Below are 18,148 nucleotides of genomic sequence, written 5' to 3' on the forward strand. Positions count from 1 at the left end.
GGATACCTTAGCGCACGGGGGCGAGGAGGAGGGCGAGGAGGGAGAGGAGGAGGCCCAGGCCCACCCCTAAGGGGAAGCTGTGGAGGAAAAAGGGGTAGAGGAAGCCCGCCAGGGTGCCCCCCAGGTAGAAGCTCGCCACGTAGGCCCCGCTCACCCCCGCCCCCCGCCGCCCCGCGGCGCTCGAGGCCAGGCTCTGGGCGGTGAAGAGGGCGGCCATCTCCAGGACGAAGCCCAGGACCAAAAAGGGGGGCGGCAGGAGGAGAAGCCCGATCCCCAGGAGGACCAGGAGGAAGGCCAGGCGGAAGGTGGCCACCGCCCCAATCCGGCGGGCGAGGACGCCCGAGAGGGCGCTCCCCGGGATGCCGAAGAGGTAGGCCAGGTAGACCAGGCCCACCTGGCTCGGGCGGAAGCCCAGCTCCAGGAGGCGGTAGGGGAGGAGGTTGGCCAGGAAGAGGTTCAGGAAAAGGAGGATGGCCCCCACCAGGTAGAGGTCCAGGGCCTTTAGGTCGTACCGGGGAGCCCCTAAGGGGGGAAGGGCCTTGGGGCCCCTTAGGACCAGCCCCCCGAGGAGGAGGGCGGGGAAGGAAAGGGCGAGGAGGGCCCCCCGCACCCCCACCCCCTCCGCCAAAAGCCCCGCCAAAACCCGGCCCAGCCCCCCGCCCAGGACGTTCCCCGCCATGTACACCCCGGCCATCTCCAAGGCCTTCTGGGGGAAGAGAAGGGGGATGAGGGCGATGGAAAGCCCCGGCACCAAGGCCGCCCCCACCCCCTGGAGGAGGCGGGCCAGGGTCCAGAAGGGGAGGCTTGGGGCCAGGGCCCCCAGGACCCCGCCCAGGCCCACCAGGAGGAGGCCACTCCCCAAGAGGAGCCCAGGGGGCAGGGGCAGGCGGGGCACCAGGGGGGAGAGGAGGACCAGGAGGAGGAGGGGCAGGCCCATCCCCGGCCCCGCGGCCCCCGGGGGGGCCCCGAAAAGCCCTTCCAAAAGGGGAAGAAGGGGCACCACCGCGTACAGGGCGCTGTAGAGGGCCACTCCGGAAAGGAGCACCGCCAGGCGCATGCCCCTCATGGTAAGGGAAAGGACATAGGCCCCGGGGGCAGGGTGGTAGGATAGGGGCGGAGGTGACAGCATGACGGTGAACGAAAGCACGGCCGACCGGGTTATCCGCTTTATCCTGGCCCTCCTCCTCTTCTACTTCGGGGCCCAGGCGGCGAGCCCCTGGAACTGGGTCCTCATCGTGGTGGGGGTGGTCCTGCTCTTCACCGCCCTAACGGGCTTCTGCGCCCTGTATAAGCTCCTCGGCATCAGCACCAAGCGGTGAGCCCCGCCCCCGGCCAGCGGGTCCGGATAGAGTTTTGGAAGTACCCCGAGGAGCGCCTCCACTACTTCTGGGAGGCCGAGGTGGTGGAGGTGCGGCCTGAAGGGGTGCTCACCCTCCTGCCCCAGGGGGGGGTTTTCCACCACGTGGCCAAGGGGCGGCGGGTGGTCCTGGACCACGACGCTTACGTGGCCTTTTTCCCCGGGGCCTGGTACTCGGGGGGGCCGGACGTGCGCGGGGGGCGGGTTTTGGAGTACTACTGGAACGTCCAGACCCCCGCGGAATGGACGGGGTGGGGCTTCCGCCAGTACGACCTCGAGCTGGACGTGCGCTGCCGGGCCGACCACACCTGCGAGGTCTTTGACCGGGAGGAGTTTCTCCTCAAACGCCCCCTCTACCCCAAGGCCTGGGCGGAGGAGGCGGAGCGGGCGGTGGAGGCCATCTTCCGGCACATGCGGGAGAGGCGCTGGCCCGTTCTGCCTCCGGGGGAGCCCTTGCCCTGGATGGAGCGCGTCTAGGGGAGGAGGGCGGGCCTTCCCTTCCCTCCGGAGGCAAGCCCCGGCCCCCAGGCCTTCAAGGGGTAGAGCCTCCTCCCCTCCACCCGCCAGCGCCCTTCCAGCACCACGCTGTAGAGAAGCCCTTTAAAGAAGCCGTGGAAGCTGTCCTCCCAGGTCTCGAGGTTCTGGGCCCTCAAGGGGTAGTTGTGCCAGGCGGGGCCCAGATAGTAGAGCCAAGGGTCCTCCAGGGGCCGGGTGTCCTCCTTGGGGAGGCCCAGGAGGGCGTTAAAGTAGCCCCGGAGGCGGCTTGCGGTGAAGAGGAGGTTCAAGTAGGGGTCCTCCAGGGCCCTTCGGGCCTCGGCCTCCGTCTTGGGGAAGGGCCGGGCTGGGTCCCAGGCCCCGAAGAGGCGGAGGCGTTCTTCCTGCTTCAGGGCATCCTCCCAGCTCATCTGGGCCAGGCCCAGGGTGCGGCTTAGGGGGGCCTCCCCCTGGAGCTCCGAAAGCCCCAAGGCCAGCCCGTCCGCCGCTTCCCGCACCCCCCGGGAAAGCCCTAAGGCCTTATCCCCCCCGTACTGCTCGTTGTCCACGATGGCCGCCAGCACCCCTGGGGGGATCCTGAGGGCATACCCCGCGGCCCGGAGGGCCTGCTGGTGGGGCAGGACGTGCCAGGGGGCGGTGGGAAGGCCTTCCAGGGAAAGGGGCTTCCCCCGCACCGCCTGCCCCAGGGCTAAGATCCACTTCCTGGCGTCCTGCAGGGCCTTTTCCCCGTCCTCGTAGGCCGAGCGCTTCCCTGCGGCCTGGTTCATGAGCTCCAGCCTCAGGAGGCGGTCGTAGGCCCGGGCGGCCTCCTTTCCCAGGAGGAGATGGAGGCTCGCCTTGTTCTTGAGGTGCAGGGCCACCAGGGCCTCCCGCTTGGGGGGCGGGTAGGGGAGGAGGGCCCTGAGGGAGGGGGCTTTGGGGGGGGCTTGGGGCTCGGGCAGGGCAAGGAAAAGGGCCCCCGCCAAGAGGAGGAGGAGCCAGGGGCCCCGGGGCATGGGCCTAGTCGCCCGCGTCTTCCAACGCCGGAGCGGGGACCTCCACCGTGGCCTCCACGGGGTAGCCCGCGTAGGTGCGGCGGCCTCCGGGGGTCCTCTCCAGGACCTCGCGCCACTCCGCCAGGTTCAGGAAGCGGTCCGCCTGGTTCCTAAGCTCCAGGTCCACCAGCTCATGGGCCCCCAGGAGGTGGATCTCCTTGCCCAGGTTCCGCAGGACCCCGAAGGTGTAGGCCAGGTCGCCGGAACCGCTGGCCACCACCGCCCGGTCCCAGCGGGGGGCGGTGGTGAGGAGGTCGGTGGCCATCATGGCCTCAAACCGGGCCTCCCCCCGCACCAGGCGGCTCCGCACGGTGTAGCCCATGAAGACCAGGGCGTCTATGAAGCGCTGCTGCCGTTCGTCCTCAGGGTCGGTGATGGGGGCGTAGTAGAAGGCGTTGTAGAGCTGTTCCGGGGTGGCGAACTGGGTGAGGACCCGGCGGTGGTCCACGTTCCAGCCCAGGCGCTTGGCGGCCTGGTACATGTAGGACCCGTCAATGAAAAGGGCAATCCGCATATGCCCTTATCCTAAGGGGCCGGCTATGCAAAAGTCCACCACCGCGTGCGCCCCGCTCAGGCCGGGGCCTTTTCCTCCGCTTTTTCCGAGGAGTGGCCGGGGTTCACCTTGAGGGCGGGGTTGGCGTAGGCCGCCGCGTGGTTGGCGGCGATGGCCGCCTCCCCGAAGCCCAGCACGATGAGGGGAAGCTTCCCCGGGTAGGTGACGATGTCCCCGCAGGCGTAGACCCCGGGGATGCTGGTGGCCATGGTGGTGTCCACCTTGATCCGGTTCTTCTCCAGCTCCAGGCCCCAGTTGGCCAGGGGTCCCAGCTTGGTCAGGTAGCCCGCGAGGATCAGGACGGCGTCCACCTCGAGCTCCATCTCCTCCTGGGTGCCGTTGTGGAAGATCACCGCCCTCCGCACCCAGGTGTCCCCCTCTATCCGGCGCACCTCGTAGGGGGTGAGGACCTTAAGCCGCCCCTCCTCGTGGGCCCGGAAGAGCTCCTTCACGCTGGCCTCGTGGGCCCGGAACTGGGGGCGGCGGTGGATGAGGGTGATGGCCGAGGCGGTGTCCAGGAGGTTTAGGGCCCAGTCCACGGCGCTGTCCCCCCCGCCCACGATGAGGACCCGCTTGCCCTGGAAGTCGGCCTTGGAGCGCACGGCGTAAAAGACCCCCCGGCCCTCGAGCTCCTTCTCCCCGGGGGCCCCGAGCCGCCTGGGTTCAAAGGCCCCCACCCCGGCGGCGATGATCACCGCCTTGGCGGTGTAGGCCTTGCCGGCGGAGGTGGTCACCTTGAAGACCTCCCCCTCCCGCTCCAGGGTCTCCGCCCGCTCCCCCAGGGTGTAGATGGGGTTGAAGGGGGCCACCTGCTCCACCAGACCCCGCACCAGGTCCTTGGCGTAGACCTTGGGGAAGCCCGCCACGTCGTAGATGTACTTCTCGGGGTAAAGGGCGGATAGCTGCCCCCCCGGCTCCGGCAAGGGGTCTATGAACCGGAAGGAAAGCCCCCGCATGCCCACGTAAAACCCCGCGAAAAGCCCCGCCGGCCCCGCGCCGATGACGATCACGTCCGTGTGCTCCATGCCCTCACCTCCCTTGCATTCTACGCGCACCCCAGGCGCTCGCGTGCTTGGCTTTTCCTTAGGGACGCTTGGCCTTTTAGGCCACCTCCAGCACCACCTTCCCGAAGACCCGCCGCTCTTCCAGAAGCCGGTGGCCCTCCGCCGCGGCTTCCAGGGGGAGCACCTGGCCCACCACGGGCCTGAGCCTCCCCGCCTCCACGTGGCGCAGGATGGGGAAAAGGCGGCTTTTGGAGGCCATGGTGGAGCCCAGGATGGAGAGCTGGCGGAAGAAGACGTGGGCGAAGGGCAGGGTCCCCTCGTACCCCGAGGAGGCCCCGGCGATGGCGATCCGGCCCCCGTTGGCCGTGGCCTTGATGACCCCCTCAAAGTACAGGGCCCCGGTGTGGTCCACCACCTTGTCCGCCCCCTTCCCCCCGGTGAGGCGGCGCACCTCCTTGAACCAGTCGGGGTGGGTGTAGTTCACCCCCTCGTCCGCCCCCAGCTCCAGGGCCTTCCTGAGCTTCTCCTCCGAGCCGGCGGTGGCGATGACCCTAGCCCCGAAGAGCTTGGCGATCTGGATGGCGGCCACGCTCACCCCGCTCCCCGCGGCCATCACCAGCACGTCCTCCCCCGGGCTCACCTGGAGCTTGTCCACCACCATCTGCCAGGCGGTGAGGAAGGTGAGGGGGATGGCCGCGGCCTCCACGAAGGAAAGCCCCTTGGGCTTGGGAAGCAGGTTGGCCTCCGGCACCACGAGCCCCTCCGCGTAAGCGCCCCAGCGGTGCTCCCCCAGGATCTCGTAGCGGGGGCAGAGGTTGTCCTCGCCCTTTAGGCACCGCTCGCAGAGGCCGCAGGAGATCCCCGGGTTCACCACCACCTCGTCCCCCGGCTTAAAGGCCGTGACCCCGGGCCCCACCGCCTCCACCACCCCGGCCGCGTCCGCCCCCAGGACGTGGGGGAGGGGGAGCTTGGGGCTTGCCACCCCTTTGCGCACCCAGATGTCCAGGTGGTTGAGCCCCGCCGCCTTCACCCGGAGGAGGACCTCCTTGGGCCCGGGGGTGGGGGTTTCCACCTCCTTCAGCTTCAGCACCTCCGGGCCGCCCCTCGCTTCCATGACCACCGCGCGCATGGGACCTCCTTTATGGGGGGATTTTTCCATGGGGCCTCTTCCCTTGACAACCCCCGCCCCCTCCCCTTAACCTCACAGGCGTAGGCCCTTTTAGGAGGGAAACACTATGAGAAAAGCGCTGTGGCTTGTCGGTCTTTTGGCCTTGGGCGGCCTGGCCAGCGCCCAGACCTTTGTCTGGCCCCAGAAGTGGACGGTGGCCAAGCCCCAGGAGGCCAAGCGGGGGGGCACCCTGCGGGCGGCGGTGATCAGCGACTACCGCACCTTCAACCCCTTCATCACCGCGGAGGCCACCAACGTGCCGGATCTCATCTCTGGGGGCCGGGGTCTGGTCATGCGCGACCCCACCACGGGCAACTGGATCCCCTACATGGCGGAGTCCTGGACGGTGAGCCCCAACAAGCTGGAGATCACCTTCAAGATCCGCCGGGGGATGAAGTGGTCCGACGGCCGCCCCATCACCGCGGACGACTGGATCACCACCTGGCGCATCCACACGGACAAGGCCGTAGGCTCCAACAGCTACGATTCCTTCTTCCTGGATGGCAAGCCCATCACCCTGCGCAAGATCGACGACTACACCGTCCGCTTCATCTACCCCAAGACGGACGCCGAGGCCTTTGCCGTGGCCTCCTTTGAGCCCTGGCCGGCCCACATCTTCGGCCCCGTCTACCAGCGGGAGGGGGCCGAGGGCATCAAGAAGATGTGGGGCCTGAACGAGGACCCCGATAAGATCGTCTCCGGCGGCCCCTGGCTCATTGAGAGCTACCGCCCCGGGGAAAGGCTCGTCCTCAAGCGGAACCCCGCCTTCGGGGAGTGGAACAAGGACGAGGCGGGCAACCCCCTGCCCTACCTGGACCGCTACGAGATCAAGATCGTGAAGGACGTGAACGCCCAGCTGGCGGAGTTCCTGGCGGGGAACATTGATGTGATCGCCCCCGCCACCGTGGACCACATCTCCCAGATCCGCCAGGCCATCCAGCAGGGCCGCCTGGACGCCACCATCAAGGTGAACGCCTCCCCCGTGGCCAGTAGCCAGTTCATGGTCTTCAACTGGAACAAGGCCTCGGACCCCTTCAAGCAAAGCCTCTTCCGCTCCGACAAGTTCCGCCGGGCCATGAGCCACATCGTGAACCGCCAGGCGGTCATTGACATCGTCTACGGCGGCCTGGGCACCCCCATGTACTCCAGCGTCTACCCCGTCCTCACCCAGTGGATCAACCCCAAGGTGCCCAAGTACGAGTACAACCTCCAGCAGGCGGCCAAGCTCCTGGCCGAGCTCGGCTTCACCAAGAAGGACCGGGAGGGCTACCTGGTGGACTCTAAGGGCCGCCGCCTGGAGTTCAACCTGGCCACCAACGCGGGCAACACCCAGCGGGAGCAGATCGCCAAGCTCATCGTGGACGAGGCCAAGAAGGTGGGGGTGAAGGTCAACTTCCAGGCCATCGACTTCAACACCCTGGTGGGCCAGCTCCTCTCCTCCGGGCCCGACCGGCCCTTTGACGCCATCATCATCGGCCTGACCGGGGGTGGTCTGGACTGGCCCTTCGGCGCCAATGTGGTCCCCTGCAAGGGGAACCTCCACATGTGGAACAAGTCCGGCCAGTGCCTGGACCCCCGGGAGACCCAGCTGGACGCCCTCTACTCCCGCGGCCGTGCGGAGCTGGATTTTGAGAAGCGGGTGGAGATCGGCTACCGCATGCAGGAGATCGAGGCCCAGCTCCTCCCCGTCATCTACATCGCCGGGCCCAACTACCACCCCGCCTGGAACAACCGCCTGGGCGGCGAACACCCGGACGCCATCATCTCCAGCATCTGGGGCCAGCGGGAGCTGGAACTCACCTTCATCAAGAAATGAGCTAGCCTAGGGTGCCCCGGGGCCACCTGGCCCCGGGGACCCTTTGCCAGACGCCATGACCGCCTACATCCTCCGCCGCGTCCTCTACCTCATCCCCACCTTCTTTGGGGCCACCTTCCTGGCCTTCCTCATCATCCAGATGGCCCCGGGGGACTACCTCACCCAGCTGGAACTGGACCCCAAGGTCACCCCGGAGACCATCGCCCGCCTGAGGGCCCAGTTCGGCTTAGACCGCCCCGTTTACGAGCAGTACCTCCTCTGGATGAACAACCTCTTCCACCTGAACCTGGGCTACTCCTTCGCCTACCAGGCCCCGGTTTTGGAGGTCATCTGGCCCCGGGTGCTGAACTCCATGGTCATCGTCATCCCCTCCACGGTCCTCTTGTACCTGGTGGCCATCCCCGTGGGGGTCTACGGGGCCCTCCGCCCCTACACCCTGGGGGACCGGGTCCTCTCCTTCTTGGCCTACGTGGGCCTTTCCGTGCCCAGCTTCTTCCTGGCCCTCATCGCCATCTACGTCCTCCTGCAGATTAAGTTCGCCACCGGCACCCTCCTCTTTCCCGTGTCCGGCATGACCAGCAGCGGCTTTGAGCAGATGCCCCCCCTGCGCCAGATCCTGGACATCGCCTGGCACGCGGTGGTGCCGGTCCTGGTGGCCACGGCCAACGACATCGCCGGGCTTTCCCGCCTCATGCGGGGGCAGATGCTCGAGGTCTTGTCCCAGGACTACATCCGCACCGCCCGGGCCAAGGGCTTGGCCGAGCGGGCGGTGATCTACAAGCACGCCTTCCGCAACGCGGTCATCCCCTTTGTGGCCACCTTGGGGGGCCTCCTCCCCGGCCTCATCTCCGGGGCGGGCTTTGTGGAGGTGGTCATGGCCTGGCCGGGCATCACCCCCTTTTTCCTGGACGCGGTGGCCAACCAGGACCTTTACGTGATCGCCGGGTTCCTCACCGTGAGCCTGGTGCTCCTCATGGTGGGCAACCTGCTTTCCGACCTGCTTCTGGCCTGGGTGGACCCCAGGATCCGCTACGAGTAGGAGGTGCCCTGTGACCGCTAAACCCGCCACCACCCGCGCCCAGCTGGTCTGGCACCAGTTCCGCAAGCACCGCCTGGCGGTCTGGGGGGGAAGGATCCTCCTCGTCCTCTACCTGATGGCCGCCTTTGCGGGGTTTTTCAGCCCCTACGACCCCAACTTCTACGAGCTCTACCCTCCTAAGGGCAATCATCCCCCCACCCGCATTCACTTCCGGGACCCGGAGACGGGCCGGCTCTCCCGCCCCTTCGTCTACGCCACGGTGCGCACCATTGACCCCGTCACCCTCCAGCCCCGCTACCAGGAGGACCCTTCCCAAGGGAAGTTCTACCTCCGCTTCTTCGTTCGCACCCCGGAGCAGCCCTACACCGTCTTCCGCCTCTTCAAGGCGGACCTCCGCCTCTTCGGGGTGGACCCTCCCGGGCGCATCTTCCTCATGGGCACGGACAACTTCGGCCGTGACCTCTTTAGCCGCATCGTCTACGGGGCCCAGGTCTCCCTCACCATCGGCATCCTCTCCGCGGTGGTCTCCTTCTTCCTAGGCCTTCTCCTTGGGGGCATTGCGGGCTACTTCTCCGGGCGGCCCTTCGCCCTTTCCCTGCCCCCCAGGCTCTGGCGGGGGCTGGGGGCCTTCTTCGGTCCCCTAAGCCTTCTCCTCTGGCTGGGGGCGGCCTTAGGGGTGCTCTACCTGGCCTGGACCTTCGTGCGCATCACCCCGGTGCGGGGGCTTTGGAGCTACGGGGTGGACGGGGCCATCCTCCTCTTTGGCCTCTTTGGGGCTTACGCCGTCCTTCGCAAGGTGTTCCGCGAACCCATCCGTCTGGACCCCGACGACCTCATCATGCGCACCGTGGAGATCATCGCCGCCGTCCCGAGCCTCTTCCTCCTCATCTCCTTAAGGGCCGTCTTCCCCACGAACATCGACCCCCTCCTCACCTTCTACCTGGTGGTGGGCCTTTTGGGCTTCATCGGCTGGGGGGGGCTGGCCCGGGTGGTGCGGGGGATCGTCCTTTCCGTGCGGGAGATGGACTACGTGCAGGCCGCCCGGGCCCTGGGGGCCTCCGACGGGCGCATCATCGCCCGCCACGTGCTCCCCGCCACCGCCAGCTACGTGATCGTGAGCCTTTCCCTCACCATTCCCGGGTTTATCCTGGGGGAGTCGGGGCTTTCCTTCCTGGGGCTTGGGGTCACGGAGCCCTACACCAGCTGGGGGCTCCTCCTCCAGGCGGCCCAGCAGGGGGGGTTTGCCAGCTTCACCGACCGCCCCTGGGTGCTGTGGCCGGGGTTCTTTATCTTCCTTTCTATTTTGTCCTGGAACTTCCTGGGGGATGGGCTTCGGGACGCCTTTGACCCCCGAAGGCGGCAGTAGGTCTTCTCTTTTGACCGAGTATGCCGTATAACGGTTGAGGTGTTTTCGGGGCCTAGGCCCATGAGAGGCAAGGAGCAGGCATGGACCAAAACCGGCTTTTAGAGGTGAAGGACCTCAAGGTCCACTTCTTCACCGACGACGGGGTGGTGAAGGCGGTGGACGGGGTTTCCTTCCACATCGACAAGGGGGAAACCCTGGCCGTGGTGGGGGAGTCGGGCTCGGGGAAGAGCGTCACCTCCTTGGCCATCATGCGCCTCATCCCTACCCCTCCGGGGCGCATCGTGGGCGGGGAGATCCTCTTCCGGGGGAAGGACGGGCAGGTTAAGGACCTCACCAAGCTCTCCGAGGCGGAGATGCGGAGGATCCGGGGCAACGACATCGCCATGATCTTCCAGGAGCCCATGACCTCCCTGAACCCGGTGTACACGGTGGGGGACCAGATCGCCGAGGCCATCATGCTCCACCAGGGGAAAAGCCGCAAGGAGGCCATGGAGCTGGCGGCGGAGATGCTGAACCTGGTGGGGATTCCCGAGCCCAAAAAGCGCCTCGCCAACTACCCCCACCAGATGTCCGGGGGGATGCGGCAGCGGGTGATGATCGCCATGGCCCTGTCCTGCAACCCCTCCCTCCTCATCGCCGACGAGCCCACCACCGCCTTGGACGTGACCATCCAGGCCCAGATCCTGGAGCTCATGAAGAAGCTCCAGGAGGAGCTCAAGATGAGCATCCTCTTCATCACCCACAACCTGGGGGTGGTGGCGGAGATGGCCGACCGGGTGGTGGTCATGTACGCGGGCCGGGCGGTGGAGGAGGCGGACGTGGTCCCCCTCTTCAAGGACCCCCTCCACCCCTACACCCGGGGCCTCCTCCACTCCGTGCCCCGGCTGGACCTGGCCGCGGAGCACAAGGAGCGCCTCGAGGCCATCCCCGGCAACGTCCCCAACCCCCTCTACCTCCCCCCGGGGTGCGCCTTCCATCCCCGGTGCAAGCACTACGTGGAGGGCCTCTGCGACCGGGAGGTGCCCCCCTTGGAGGACACCGGGGACGGGCGCCAGGTGCGGTGCGTGCGCTGGAAGGAGATCCGGGAGGTTAGGGCATGAAGGCGGACAACGTCCTCGTGGAGGTCAAGGACCTCCAAAAGCACTTCCCCATCCGGGGGGGCATCCTCTCCCGGGTGGTGGGGAGCGTGAAGGCGGTGGACGGGGTGTCCTTCGCCATCAAAAAGGGCGAGGTCCTGGGCCTGGTGGGGGAGTCGGGAAGCGGCAAGACCACCGTGGGCCGCACCCTTTTAAGGCTCATCGAGCCCACGGGGGGGCGGATCTTCTTCGGGGGGGAGGACATCACCGAGCTCCCCAAGGACAGGCTCCGCCCCTACCGCCGCCGCATGCAGATCATCTTCCAGGACCCCTTCAGCTCCCTTAACCCCCGGATGACCGTAGGGGACATCATCGCCGAGCCCCTCATCATCCACGGCCTGGCCAAGGACCCCAAGGAGCGCACCGAAAGGGTGGCGGAGCTTTTGAAGCTCGTGGGCCTTTCCCCCGACCACATGCGCCGCTACCCCCATGAGTTCTCCGGCGGGCAGCGCCAGCGCATCGGCATCGCCCGCGCCCTGGCGGTGGCCCCGGAGTTCATCGTGGCGGACGAGCCCGTCTCCGCCCTGGACGTCTCCATCCAGGCCCAGGTGGTGAACCTCCTCCAGGACCTCAAGGAGGAGCTCGGGCTCACCCTCCTCTTCATCGCCCACGACCTGGCGGTGGTGGAGTACATCTCCGACCGGGTGGCGGTGATGTACCTGGGGAAGGTCATGGAGCTGGCCTCCTCCCGGGAGCTCTACCGCAACCCCAAGCACCCCTACACCGAGGCCCTCCTCTCCGCGGTGCCCATCCCCGACCCCACGGTGAAGCGGGAGCGCATCGTCCTCCAGGGGGACATCCCCTCCCCCATCAACCCCCCCTCGGGGTGCGTCTTCCGCACCCGCTGCCGCTACGCCCTGCCCGAGTGCGCCCACACCGTACCCGAGCTCAAGGAGGTGGCCCCCGGGCACTTCAAGGCCTGCATCCGGGACGACATCCTCTAAGCACCCCGCCGAAGCGAAAGCTTCGGTAGCGGCCCCAAAAGGGAGTAACCCCCTAGTGGGGCGCCAAACCCCCAGGGAGTCCCCCTGGGGGTTTGGTGTTAGGCTTAGGGCATGCTGGTGAAGGACGTGATGAAGGGGCCGGTCCTCACCGTGGGGCCGGAAACCACCCTGGAGGAGGCCTACCGGCTTCTTTTGGAGCGGGGCATCCGCCACCTGCCCGTGGTGGAGGGGGGGAGGCTGGTGGGCATCGTCACCGACCGGGATATCCGCCTGGCCACCAGCCACCTGAACCCCAAGGGCCCCTGCCCGGGGTGCACCCAGGTGGGGGAGGTGATGACCAAGGGGGTGGTCACCGCCCACCCCCTGGACCCCGTGGAGGAGGCGGCCCGGGTCATGCGGGAGCGGAAGATCGGCTCCCTCCCGGTGCTGGAGGGGGAGGAGCTGGTGGGGATCGTCACCGGGATCGACCTCCTGGACGCCCTCCTCAAGCTCACGGGGGTCACGGAGCCCTCGGGGCGCCTCGAGGTCCGCCTCCCCGACCGGGTGGGGGAGCTCGCCCGGCTCACCGGCTTCCTGGCGGGGCGGGGGGTGAACATCCACTCCCTCCTCTCCTACCCCGAGGACGGGGACTACGTGCGGGCGGTGGTGCGGGTGAACACCCTGGAAACCCACCTCCTGGCCCAGGCCTTAAGGGAAGCGGGGTTTGACGTGGTCTGGCCGCCCAAGAAGCCATGGTGATCTACCGGGACGAGTACCGCCTCTACAACTTCGGCCCCACCCACCCCTTTAGCCCCCTGCGTCTGGAGATGCTCACCTCCCTCCTGGAGGCCCTAGGGGTGTGGCGCCCTCCCCTTGCGCCCCCGGAGGCCACCCGGGAGGAGGTCCTCACGGTCCACTCCGAGCGGCTGGTGCGGCGGGTGGAGGCGGCGAGCCGGGGGGAAAAGGTGGCGGACCTGGAGCACTACGGCCTGGGCACGGGGGACACCCCCGTCTTCCCCGGCATGGACCGGGCGGCCCGGATCCTGGTGGGGGGCACGTTGGAGGGGGCGAGGCGGATGTTGGCGGGGGAAAAGCGGGTGCTCCAGCTTGGAGGCGGCCTCCACCACGCCCAGTACGACCGGGCCTCGGGGTTTTGCGTCTACAACGACCTTTCCGTGGCCATCCGCCACCTCACCCGGGCGGGGCTAAAGGTGGCCTACCTGGATATAGACGTCCACCACGGGGACGGGGTGCAGTGGATCCACTACGAAGAGGCCGAGGTCCTCACCCTAAGCCTCCACGAGTCCGGCCGCTACCTCTTTCCCGGCACGGGGCACATCCACGAGCTCGGCCGGGGGGCGGGCCTGGGGCGGAAGCTCAACCTCCCCCTGGAGCCTTTTACCGAGGACGGGAGCTACCTGGAGATCTTCCAGGCCCTCGTCCCTTGGGCCCTAGAGGCCTTCCGGCCCGATGTGCTGGTGGTCCAGGCGGGGGCGGACGCCCATTACCAAGACCCCCTGGCGGACCTCCTCCTCACCACCCGGGCCTACGAGGCCCTCTTCCGCCTCATCCTGGAGTACGCGGAGGCCTACGCGGGGGGGAGGGTCCTCCTCACCCTGGGGGGCGGGTACAGCTTGGACGCCACGGTGCGGGTCTGGACCCTCCTCTACCACCTCTTCCACGGCCTGCCCCTCCCCGAACGCTTGCCGGAGGGTTGGCTTCGGGCGTGGGAGGAGCGGCTTGGGGCCCCCCTCACCCCCACCCTCCACGACCCCGAGGGCCCCTACCCGGAGATCCCCCGGAGGGCGGAGATCGCCGAGCGGAACCGCCTCACCCTGCGCCGCCTCCTGGAGCTTGCCGCGCCCCACCTGGTAGACTAGGGGGATGAGGCTGATCCTGCGCCTTCCCGAGCGCAAGGAGCTGGAGCTTTCCGGGGGGCGGCCCCTCAGGGCCATTTTGGAAGAGGCGGGGGTGAACCCCGAGACCGTGGTGGCCATCCGGAACGAGGAGCTCCTCACCCTCGAGGACTGGGTGGGGGAAGGGGAAACCGTGGAGGTCCTCTCCGCCATCTCGGGGGGCTAGGGTGCGCTGCAAGTTCTGCGAGGCCAAGGCCCAGGTGGAGCTAAGGGGGCGGGGGCTTGCCCTCTGCCGGGAGCACTACCTGGAGTGGTTCCTTAAGGAAACGGAGCGGGCCATCCGCCGCCACCGGATGCTAAGCCCTGGGGAGAGGGTCCTGGTGGCGGTCTCGGGGGGGAAGGACTCCCTGGCCCTTTGGGACGTCCTCCACCGGCTGGGCTACCAGGCGGTGGGGCTCCACCTGGAGCTTGGGATTGGGGCGTACTCCGAAAGGAGCCTCGAGGTCACCCGCCGCTTCGCGGAGGAAAGGGGCCTCCCCCTCCTGGTGGTGGACCTCAAGGGGGCCTTCGGCTTCGGGGTGCCGGAGCTGGCGGAGCTTTCGGGGCGGGTGGCCTGCTCCGCCTGCGGGCTTTCCAAGCGCTACATCATCAACCAGGTGGCCGTGGAGGAGGGCTTCCGGGTGGTGGCCACGGGCCACAACCTGGACGACGAGGCCGCGGTCCTCTTCGGAAACCTCCTGAACCCCCAGGAGGACGCCTTGGTGCGCCAGGGGCCCGTCCTGCCCGAAAAGCCCGGCCTCGCCGCCCGCATCAAGCCCTTCTACCGCTTCTCCGAGCGGGAGGTCCTCTCCTACACCCTCCTAAGGGGCATCCCCTTCCTGCACGAGGAGTGCCCCAACGCCAAGGGGGCGAAGAGCCTCCTCTACAAGGAGGCCCTGAACCTGGTGGAGAAGAACCTCCCCGGGGCCAAGCTCCGCTTCCTGGAGGGTTTCCTGGACAAAATCCAGCCCTACTTGAAAGGGGAGGACCCCCCCTTACGGGAGTGCGAGCGCTGCGGCTACCCCACCACGGGGGCGGTCTGCTCCTTCTGCCGCATGTGGGACGCGGTCTATAGGCGGGCCAAGAAGCGCCGCCTCCTCCCCGAGGAGGCCCAGTTCCGCCCGAAGGTGGAGCCCAGCCGTGTGGGGCCTTAGGCCGGGGGTGTACCGCCACTACAAGGGGGGGCTTTACCGGGTCCTCTTCCTGGCCCGCCACTCGGAAACGGAGGAGGAGATGGTGGTCTACCAGGCCCTCTACGGGGAGAAGGGGTACTGGGTCCGCCCCCTGGCCCTCTTCCTGGCCCCCGTCTGGGTGGAGGGGCGGGCGGTGCCCCGCTTCCAGTGGGTGGGGGAGGAGCCCTTCCACCCCGGGGTGTAGACTCGGGGCATGTGGTGGAAAGAGGCGGTGATCTACCAGATCTACCCCCGGAGCTTCCAGGACGCCAACGGGGACGGCATCGGGGACCTGGAGGGGATTAGGAGGCGGCTTCCCTACCTCAAGGGCTTGGGGGTGGACGCCCTCTGGCTTTCCCCCTTCTACAAAAGCCCCATGAAGGACTTCGGCTACGACGTGGCCGACTACTGCGACGTGGACCCCATCTTCGGGACCCTGGAGGACTTTAGGCGCCTTCTGGAGGAGGCCCACCGCTTAGGGCTTCGGGTCCTCATTGACCTCGTCCCCAACCACACCTCGGACCAGCACCCCTGGTTTTTGGAGTCCCGGTCCTCCCGGGACAATCCCAAGCGGGACTGGTACGTCTGGGCCGACCCCGCGCCCCATGGCGGCCCCCCCAACAACTGGCAGAGCTTCTTCGGCGGCCCCGCCTGGACCTTTGACGAAAGGACGGGCCAGTACTACCTCCACCAGTTCCTCCCCGAGCAGCCCGACCTCAACTGGCGCAACCCCGAGGTGCGGGCGGCCATCCACGAGGTCATGCGCTTCTGGCTAAGGCTTGGGGTGGACGGGTTCCGGGTGGACACCCTCTGGCTTCTCGCCGAGGACCTCCTCCTCCGGGACGAGCCCGGCAACCCCGACTGGCGCCCGGGGATGTGGGACCGGGGCCGCCACCTCCATATTCACATGGAGGACCAGCCCGAAACCCACGCCTACGTGCGGGAGATGCGCTACGTCCTGGACGAGTTCTCGGAAGCGGGGCGGGAGCGGGTCATGGTGGGGGAGATCTACCTCCCCTTCCCCCAGCTGGTGCGCTACTACCAGGCGGGCTGCCACCTGCCCTTTAACTTCCACCTCATCTTCCGGGGCCTCGTGGACTGGCGGCCCGAGAACATCGCCCGCATCGTGGAGGAGTACGAGAGCCTCCTCACCCCCTGGGACTGGCCCAACTGGGTCCTGGGGAACCACGACCAACCCCGGGTGGCCTCGAGGATCGGCGAGGCCCAGGCCCGGGTGGCGGCGGTCCTCCTCTTCACCCTAAGGGGCACCCCCACCTGGTACTACGGGGACGAGCTCGGGATGGTGAACGGGGAGATCCCCTGGGAGAAGGTGCAGGACCCCGCGGCCCTTAGGCAACGGGGCCGGAAAGGGGAGCACGGCCTCCCCCCGGGCCGCGACCCCTGCCGCACCCCCATGCAGTGGGACGCCTCCCCCTATGCGGGCTTTTCCACCGCCGAGCCCTGGCTTCCCGTAAACCCCGACTACCCCACGCGGAACGTGGCCCTAGAGGAGCAAGACCCCCGCTCCATGCTGAACCTGGTGAAGCGCCTCATCGCCCTGAGGAAGGACAAAGAGCTCCTCTACGGGGCCTACCGCACCCACCGGGCGGAAGGGGGGGTCTACGCCTACCTCCGGGGGGAGGGGTGGCTCGTGGCCCTCAACTTCACGGACAAGGAAAGGGCCCTGGACCTGCCCAGGGGGGGGCGGGTGGTCCTCTCCACCCACCTGGACCGGGAGGAGGGGGTGGGGGGGAGGCTCCTCTTGAGGCCCCACGAGGGGGTGGTCCTCCGCCTAGACTGAAGGCGTGGAGGACCCCTTCGCCCCCCTGGCGGAGGCCTACGAGGCCTGGTACGAGACCCCCCTGGGGGCCTACGTCATCGGCGAGGAGGAAAGGGCCTTAAGGGCCCTCCTTCCCCCGGGGGAAAGCCTCCTGGAGGTGGGGGCGGGCACGGGCTGGTGGCTCCGGCGCCTCCCCTACCCCAGGAGGGTGGGCCTCGAGGCCTCCCCGGCCATGCTCCGGGTGGGGAGGGCGCGGACCCCCGAGGCGGAGTGGGTCCTGGGGCGGGCCGAGGCCCTGCCTTTTCCTGAGGGCAGCTTTGACGTGGTCCTCCTCTTCACGGTGCTGGAGTTCGTGGAGGACGTGGAGAGGGCCTTGGAGGAGGCCAGGCGGGTCCTGAGGCCGGGCGGGGCCCTGGTGGTGGGGGTCCTGGAGGCCCTCTCCCCCTGGGCGGCCCTTTACCGGAGGCTTTCGGAAAGGGGCGTGCCCCCTTGGGCCCAGGCCCGCTTCCTCGCCCGGGAGGACCTCCAGGCCCTTCTGGGGCCTCCGGTGGCCGAAGGGGAGGCGGTCTTCCTGGCCCCCGAGGCCCACCCCCCCTTCCCGGAGGCGGACCGGGCGGGCCGGAGGGCGGGGAACCGCCCCGCCCTATACTTGGGGAGATGGTGAAGGCCCTCTTCGCCCTCTACCCCCTCCTCCAGGGGGACTACAAGGCGGTGGAAAAGGCCCTGGAGGCCCTGGGGAAGGCGGGGGTGGACCACCGGGTCCTCCCCACCCATACGGAGCTTTGGGGAGAGGCGGAGGCCGTCTTCCGGGCGTTGCGGGCGGCCTACGAGGAAGCGGCCGGGGAAGGGGCTTTGGTGCTCTGGGCCCTCCTCACCAACGCCTGCGAGGCCCAAGACCCCTTCCGCAGGCCGGACCGGCTTCGGCGCTTTAACCCCCTGGGGGTGGCGAGGAAGGCCCTGGAGGGGTTGCAGGCCAAAAGCGTCCTGGACATCGGCACCGGCACCGGGGTCTTCGCCGGGGCCTTCCAGGAGCTCGGCCTTTTCACCGTGGGCCTGGACCCCCGGGCGGACCGGCTGGAGGTGGCCCGGGCCAAGGTCCCCGGGGCCCGGTTTGTGGAGGGGCGGGCGGAGGCCCTTCCCTTCCCCGACGGGAGTTTTGACCTGGCCTTCTTCGGCCTGGCCCTCCACCACCTGGACCCCATCCCCGCCCTGCGGGAAGCGGCCCGGGTGGCCCGGCGGGTGGCCGTCTTGGAGTGGCCCTACCGGGAGGAGGAGGTGGGCCCGCCCCTTGCCCGCCGGCTTTCCCCCGAGGCCTTAAGGGCCCTCTTCCGGGAGGCCTTGGGGGGGGAACCCCGCCTCTTCCTGGAGGAGGAGTACACCCTGGCCCTGTACGGGGCATAAAAAAGGCCC

At 68.4% G+C, this 18,148-nt stretch carries 20 protein-coding genes; 15 read left to right on the top strand and 5 right to left on the bottom strand.

Features of this window, described 5'->3' with window-relative positions:
• Positions 1-7 precede the first annotated feature (7 nt).
• Complete coding sequence (locus tag B043_RS0105645) at positions 8-1,057, bottom strand: MFS transporter (RefSeq protein ID WP_018461269.1); 1,050 nt, start codon at positions 1,055-1,057, stop codon at positions 8-10.
• A 70-nt stretch (positions 1,058-1,127) separates the two neighbouring features.
• Here B043_RS0105645 and B043_RS0105650 point away from each other — a divergent pair, with 70 nt between their 5' ends.
• Positions 1,128-1,319 (top strand): YgaP family membrane protein, encoded by a 192-nt coding sequence (locus B043_RS0105650; RefSeq protein ID WP_016330037.1) that lies wholly within the window; start codon positions 1,128-1,130, stop codon positions 1,317-1,319.
• Positions 1,316-1,834 carry a ribonuclease FAU-1 family protein gene (locus B043_RS0105655; RefSeq protein WP_018461270.1) on the top strand — a complete coding sequence of 173 codons (519 nt, stop codon included), beginning with the start codon at positions 1,316-1,318 and terminating at the stop codon, positions 1,832-1,834. The genes B043_RS0105650 and B043_RS0105655 overlap by 4 nt, the downstream gene beginning before the upstream one ends.
• Here the strand turns inward: B043_RS0105655 and B043_RS0105660 are convergent.
• From B043_RS0105660 to B043_RS0105675, 4 genes are all read right to left on the bottom strand, one after another.
• Positions 1,831-2,847, bottom strand: coding sequence for a hypothetical protein (locus B043_RS0105660; RefSeq protein ID WP_018461271.1), 1,017 nt, complete (start codon positions 2,845-2,847; stop codon positions 1,831-1,833). The two genes, B043_RS0105655 and B043_RS0105660, sit on opposite strands and share 4 nt — an antisense overlap.
• Before the next feature lie 4 nt (positions 2,848-2,851).
• On the bottom strand, positions 2,852-3,400 hold the full coding sequence (locus B043_RS0105665; protein WP_016330034.1) for a LabA-like NYN domain-containing protein: 549 nt from the start codon (positions 3,398-3,400) through the stop codon (positions 2,852-2,854).
• A 56-nt stretch (positions 3,401-3,456) separates the two neighbouring features.
• Positions 3,457-4,464 (bottom strand): NAD(P)/FAD-dependent oxidoreductase, encoded by a 1,008-nt coding sequence (locus B043_RS0105670; RefSeq protein WP_018461272.1) that lies wholly within the window; start codon positions 4,462-4,464, stop codon positions 3,457-3,459.
• Positions 4,465-4,540: 76 nt separating this feature from the next.
• Complete coding sequence (locus B043_RS0105675; protein WP_018461273.1) at positions 4,541-5,572, bottom strand: zinc-binding dehydrogenase; 1,032 nt, start codon at positions 5,570-5,572, stop codon at positions 4,541-4,543.
• A gap of 106 nt (positions 5,573-5,678) precedes the next feature.
• On the opposite strand from B043_RS0105675, the gene B043_RS0105680 reads away from it, so the two are divergent.
• The 13 genes from B043_RS0105680 (at position 5,679) to B043_RS0105740 (ending at position 18,139) form a co-directional block, all read left to right on the top strand.
• The gene (locus B043_RS0105680) at positions 5,679-7,427 is read left to right on the top strand and encodes an ABC transporter substrate-binding protein (protein ID WP_018461274.1); all 1,749 of its coding nucleotides are present in this window, start codon (positions 5,679-5,681) and stop codon (positions 7,425-7,427) included.
• Between the two features lie 55 nt (positions 7,428-7,482).
• On the top strand, positions 7,483-8,466 hold the full coding sequence (locus tag B043_RS0105685; RefSeq protein ID WP_016330030.1) for an ABC transporter permease: 984 nt from the start codon (positions 7,483-7,485) through the stop codon (positions 8,464-8,466).
• A gap of 10 nt (positions 8,467-8,476) precedes the next feature.
• Positions 8,477-9,832, top strand: a complete 1,356-nt coding sequence (locus B043_RS0105690; protein WP_018461275.1) for an ABC transporter permease — start codon at positions 8,477-8,479, stop codon at positions 9,830-9,832.
• An 80-nt stretch (positions 9,833-9,912) separates the two neighbouring features.
• Positions 9,913-10,932 carry an ABC transporter ATP-binding protein gene (locus B043_RS0105695; protein WP_016330028.1) on the top strand — a complete coding sequence of 340 codons (1,020 nt, stop codon included), beginning with the start codon at positions 9,913-9,915 and terminating at the stop codon, positions 10,930-10,932.
• Complete coding sequence (locus B043_RS0105700) at positions 10,929-11,912, top strand: ABC transporter ATP-binding protein (protein WP_016330027.1); 984 nt, start codon at positions 10,929-10,931, stop codon at positions 11,910-11,912. The genes B043_RS0105695 and B043_RS0105700 overlap by 4 nt, the downstream gene beginning before the upstream one ends.
• 111 nt (positions 11,913-12,023) lie before the next feature.
• The gene (locus B043_RS0105705; RefSeq protein ID WP_018461276.1) at positions 12,024-12,650 is read left to right on the top strand and encodes an acetoin utilization AcuB family protein; all 627 of its coding nucleotides are present in this window, start codon (positions 12,024-12,026) and stop codon (positions 12,648-12,650) included.
• A complete protein-coding gene (locus B043_RS0105710; RefSeq protein WP_018461277.1) occupies positions 12,644-13,771 on the top strand; it encodes an acetoin utilization protein AcuC in 1,128 nt (375 codons plus the stop codon). The genes B043_RS0105705 and B043_RS0105710 overlap by 7 nt, the downstream gene beginning before the upstream one ends.
• A 4-nt stretch (positions 13,772-13,775) precedes the next feature.
• On the top strand, positions 13,776-13,973 hold the full coding sequence (ttuB, locus tag B043_RS0105715) for a sulfur carrier protein TtuB (protein WP_016330024.1): 198 nt from the start codon (positions 13,776-13,778) through the stop codon (positions 13,971-13,973).
• 1 nt (position 13,974) lies between these two features.
• Positions 13,975-14,940 carry a tRNA-5-methyluridine(54) 2-sulfurtransferase gene (ttuA, locus tag B043_RS0105720; protein WP_018461278.1) on the top strand — a complete coding sequence of 322 codons (966 nt, stop codon included), beginning with the start codon at positions 13,975-13,977 and terminating at the stop codon, positions 14,938-14,940.
• Positions 14,927-15,163: a DUF1653 domain-containing protein gene (locus tag B043_RS0105725; protein ID WP_018461279.1), complete on the top strand. Its 237-nt coding sequence runs from the start codon at positions 14,927-14,929 to the stop codon at positions 15,161-15,163. Before ttuA ends, B043_RS0105725 begins: the two co-directional genes overlap by 14 nt.
• 9 nt (positions 15,164-15,172) lie before the next feature.
• Positions 15,173-16,759: an alpha-amylase family glycosyl hydrolase gene (locus B043_RS0105730; protein WP_018461280.1), complete on the top strand. Its 1,587-nt coding sequence runs from the start codon at positions 15,173-15,175 to the stop codon at positions 16,757-16,759.
• Between the two features lie 4 nt (positions 16,760-16,763).
• Positions 16,764-17,402, top strand: coding sequence for a class I SAM-dependent methyltransferase (locus B043_RS0105735; protein ID WP_018461281.1), 639 nt, complete (start codon positions 16,764-16,766; stop codon positions 17,400-17,402).
• Positions 17,396-18,139 carry a YkoF family thiamine/hydroxymethylpyrimidine-binding protein gene (locus tag B043_RS0105740; protein ID WP_018461282.1) on the top strand — a complete coding sequence of 248 codons (744 nt, stop codon included), beginning with the start codon at positions 17,396-17,398 and terminating at the stop codon, positions 18,137-18,139. The genes B043_RS0105735 and B043_RS0105740 overlap by 7 nt, the downstream gene beginning before the upstream one ends.
• Positions 18,140-18,148: the final 9 nt, after the last annotated feature.

It is taken from the genome of Thermus oshimai DSM 12092 (assembly GCF_000373145.1).
In the GTDB taxonomy this organism is placed as follows: domain Bacteria; phylum Deinococcota; class Deinococci; order Deinococcales; family Thermaceae; genus Thermus; species Thermus oshimai.

Bases quoted from the DNA above. Each gene is read 5' to 3' on its own strand.
- B043_RS0105645 (WP_018461269.1), bottom strand. From the start codon at position 1,057: ATGCGCCTGGCGGTGCTCCTTTCCGGAGTGGCCCTCTACAGCGCCCTG.
- B043_RS0105650 (WP_016330037.1), top strand. From the start codon at position 1,128: ATGACGGTGAACGAAAGCACGGCCGACCGGGTTATCCGCTTTATCCTG.
- B043_RS0105660 (WP_018461271.1), bottom strand. From the start codon at position 2,847: ATGCCCCGGGGCCCCTGGCTCCTCCTCCTCTTGGCGGGGGCCCTTTTC.
- B043_RS0105665 (WP_016330034.1), bottom strand. From the start codon at position 3,400: ATGCGGATTGCCCTTTTCATTGACGGGTCCTACATGTACCAGGCCGCC.
- B043_RS0105670 (WP_018461272.1), bottom strand. From the start codon at position 4,464: ATGGAGCACACGGACGTGATCGTCATCGGCGCGGGGCCGGCGGGGCTT.
- B043_RS0105675 (WP_018461273.1), bottom strand. From the start codon at position 5,572: ATGCGCGCGGTGGTCATGGAAGCGAGGGGCGGCCCGGAGGTGCTGAAG.
- B043_RS0105680 (WP_018461274.1), top strand. From the start codon at position 5,679: ATGAGAAAAGCGCTGTGGCTTGTCGGTCTTTTGGCCTTGGGCGGCCTG.
- B043_RS0105685 (WP_016330030.1), top strand. From the start codon at position 7,483: ATGACCGCCTACATCCTCCGCCGCGTCCTCTACCTCATCCCCACCTTC.
- B043_RS0105695 (WP_016330028.1), top strand. From the start codon at position 9,913: ATGGACCAAAACCGGCTTTTAGAGGTGAAGGACCTCAAGGTCCACTTC.
- B043_RS0105700 (WP_016330027.1), top strand. From the start codon at position 10,929: ATGAAGGCGGACAACGTCCTCGTGGAGGTCAAGGACCTCCAAAAGCAC.
- B043_RS0105705 (WP_018461276.1), top strand. From the start codon at position 12,024: ATGCTGGTGAAGGACGTGATGAAGGGGCCGGTCCTCACCGTGGGGCCG.
- B043_RS0105710 (WP_018461277.1), top strand. From the start codon at position 12,644: ATGGTGATCTACCGGGACGAGTACCGCCTCTACAACTTCGGCCCCACC.
- ttuB (WP_016330024.1), top strand. From the start codon at position 13,776: ATGAGGCTGATCCTGCGCCTTCCCGAGCGCAAGGAGCTGGAGCTTTCC.
- B043_RS0105730 (WP_018461280.1), top strand. From the start codon at position 15,173: ATGTGGTGGAAAGAGGCGGTGATCTACCAGATCTACCCCCGGAGCTTC.
- B043_RS0105740 (WP_018461282.1), top strand. From the start codon at position 17,396: ATGGTGAAGGCCCTCTTCGCCCTCTACCCCCTCCTCCAGGGGGACTAC.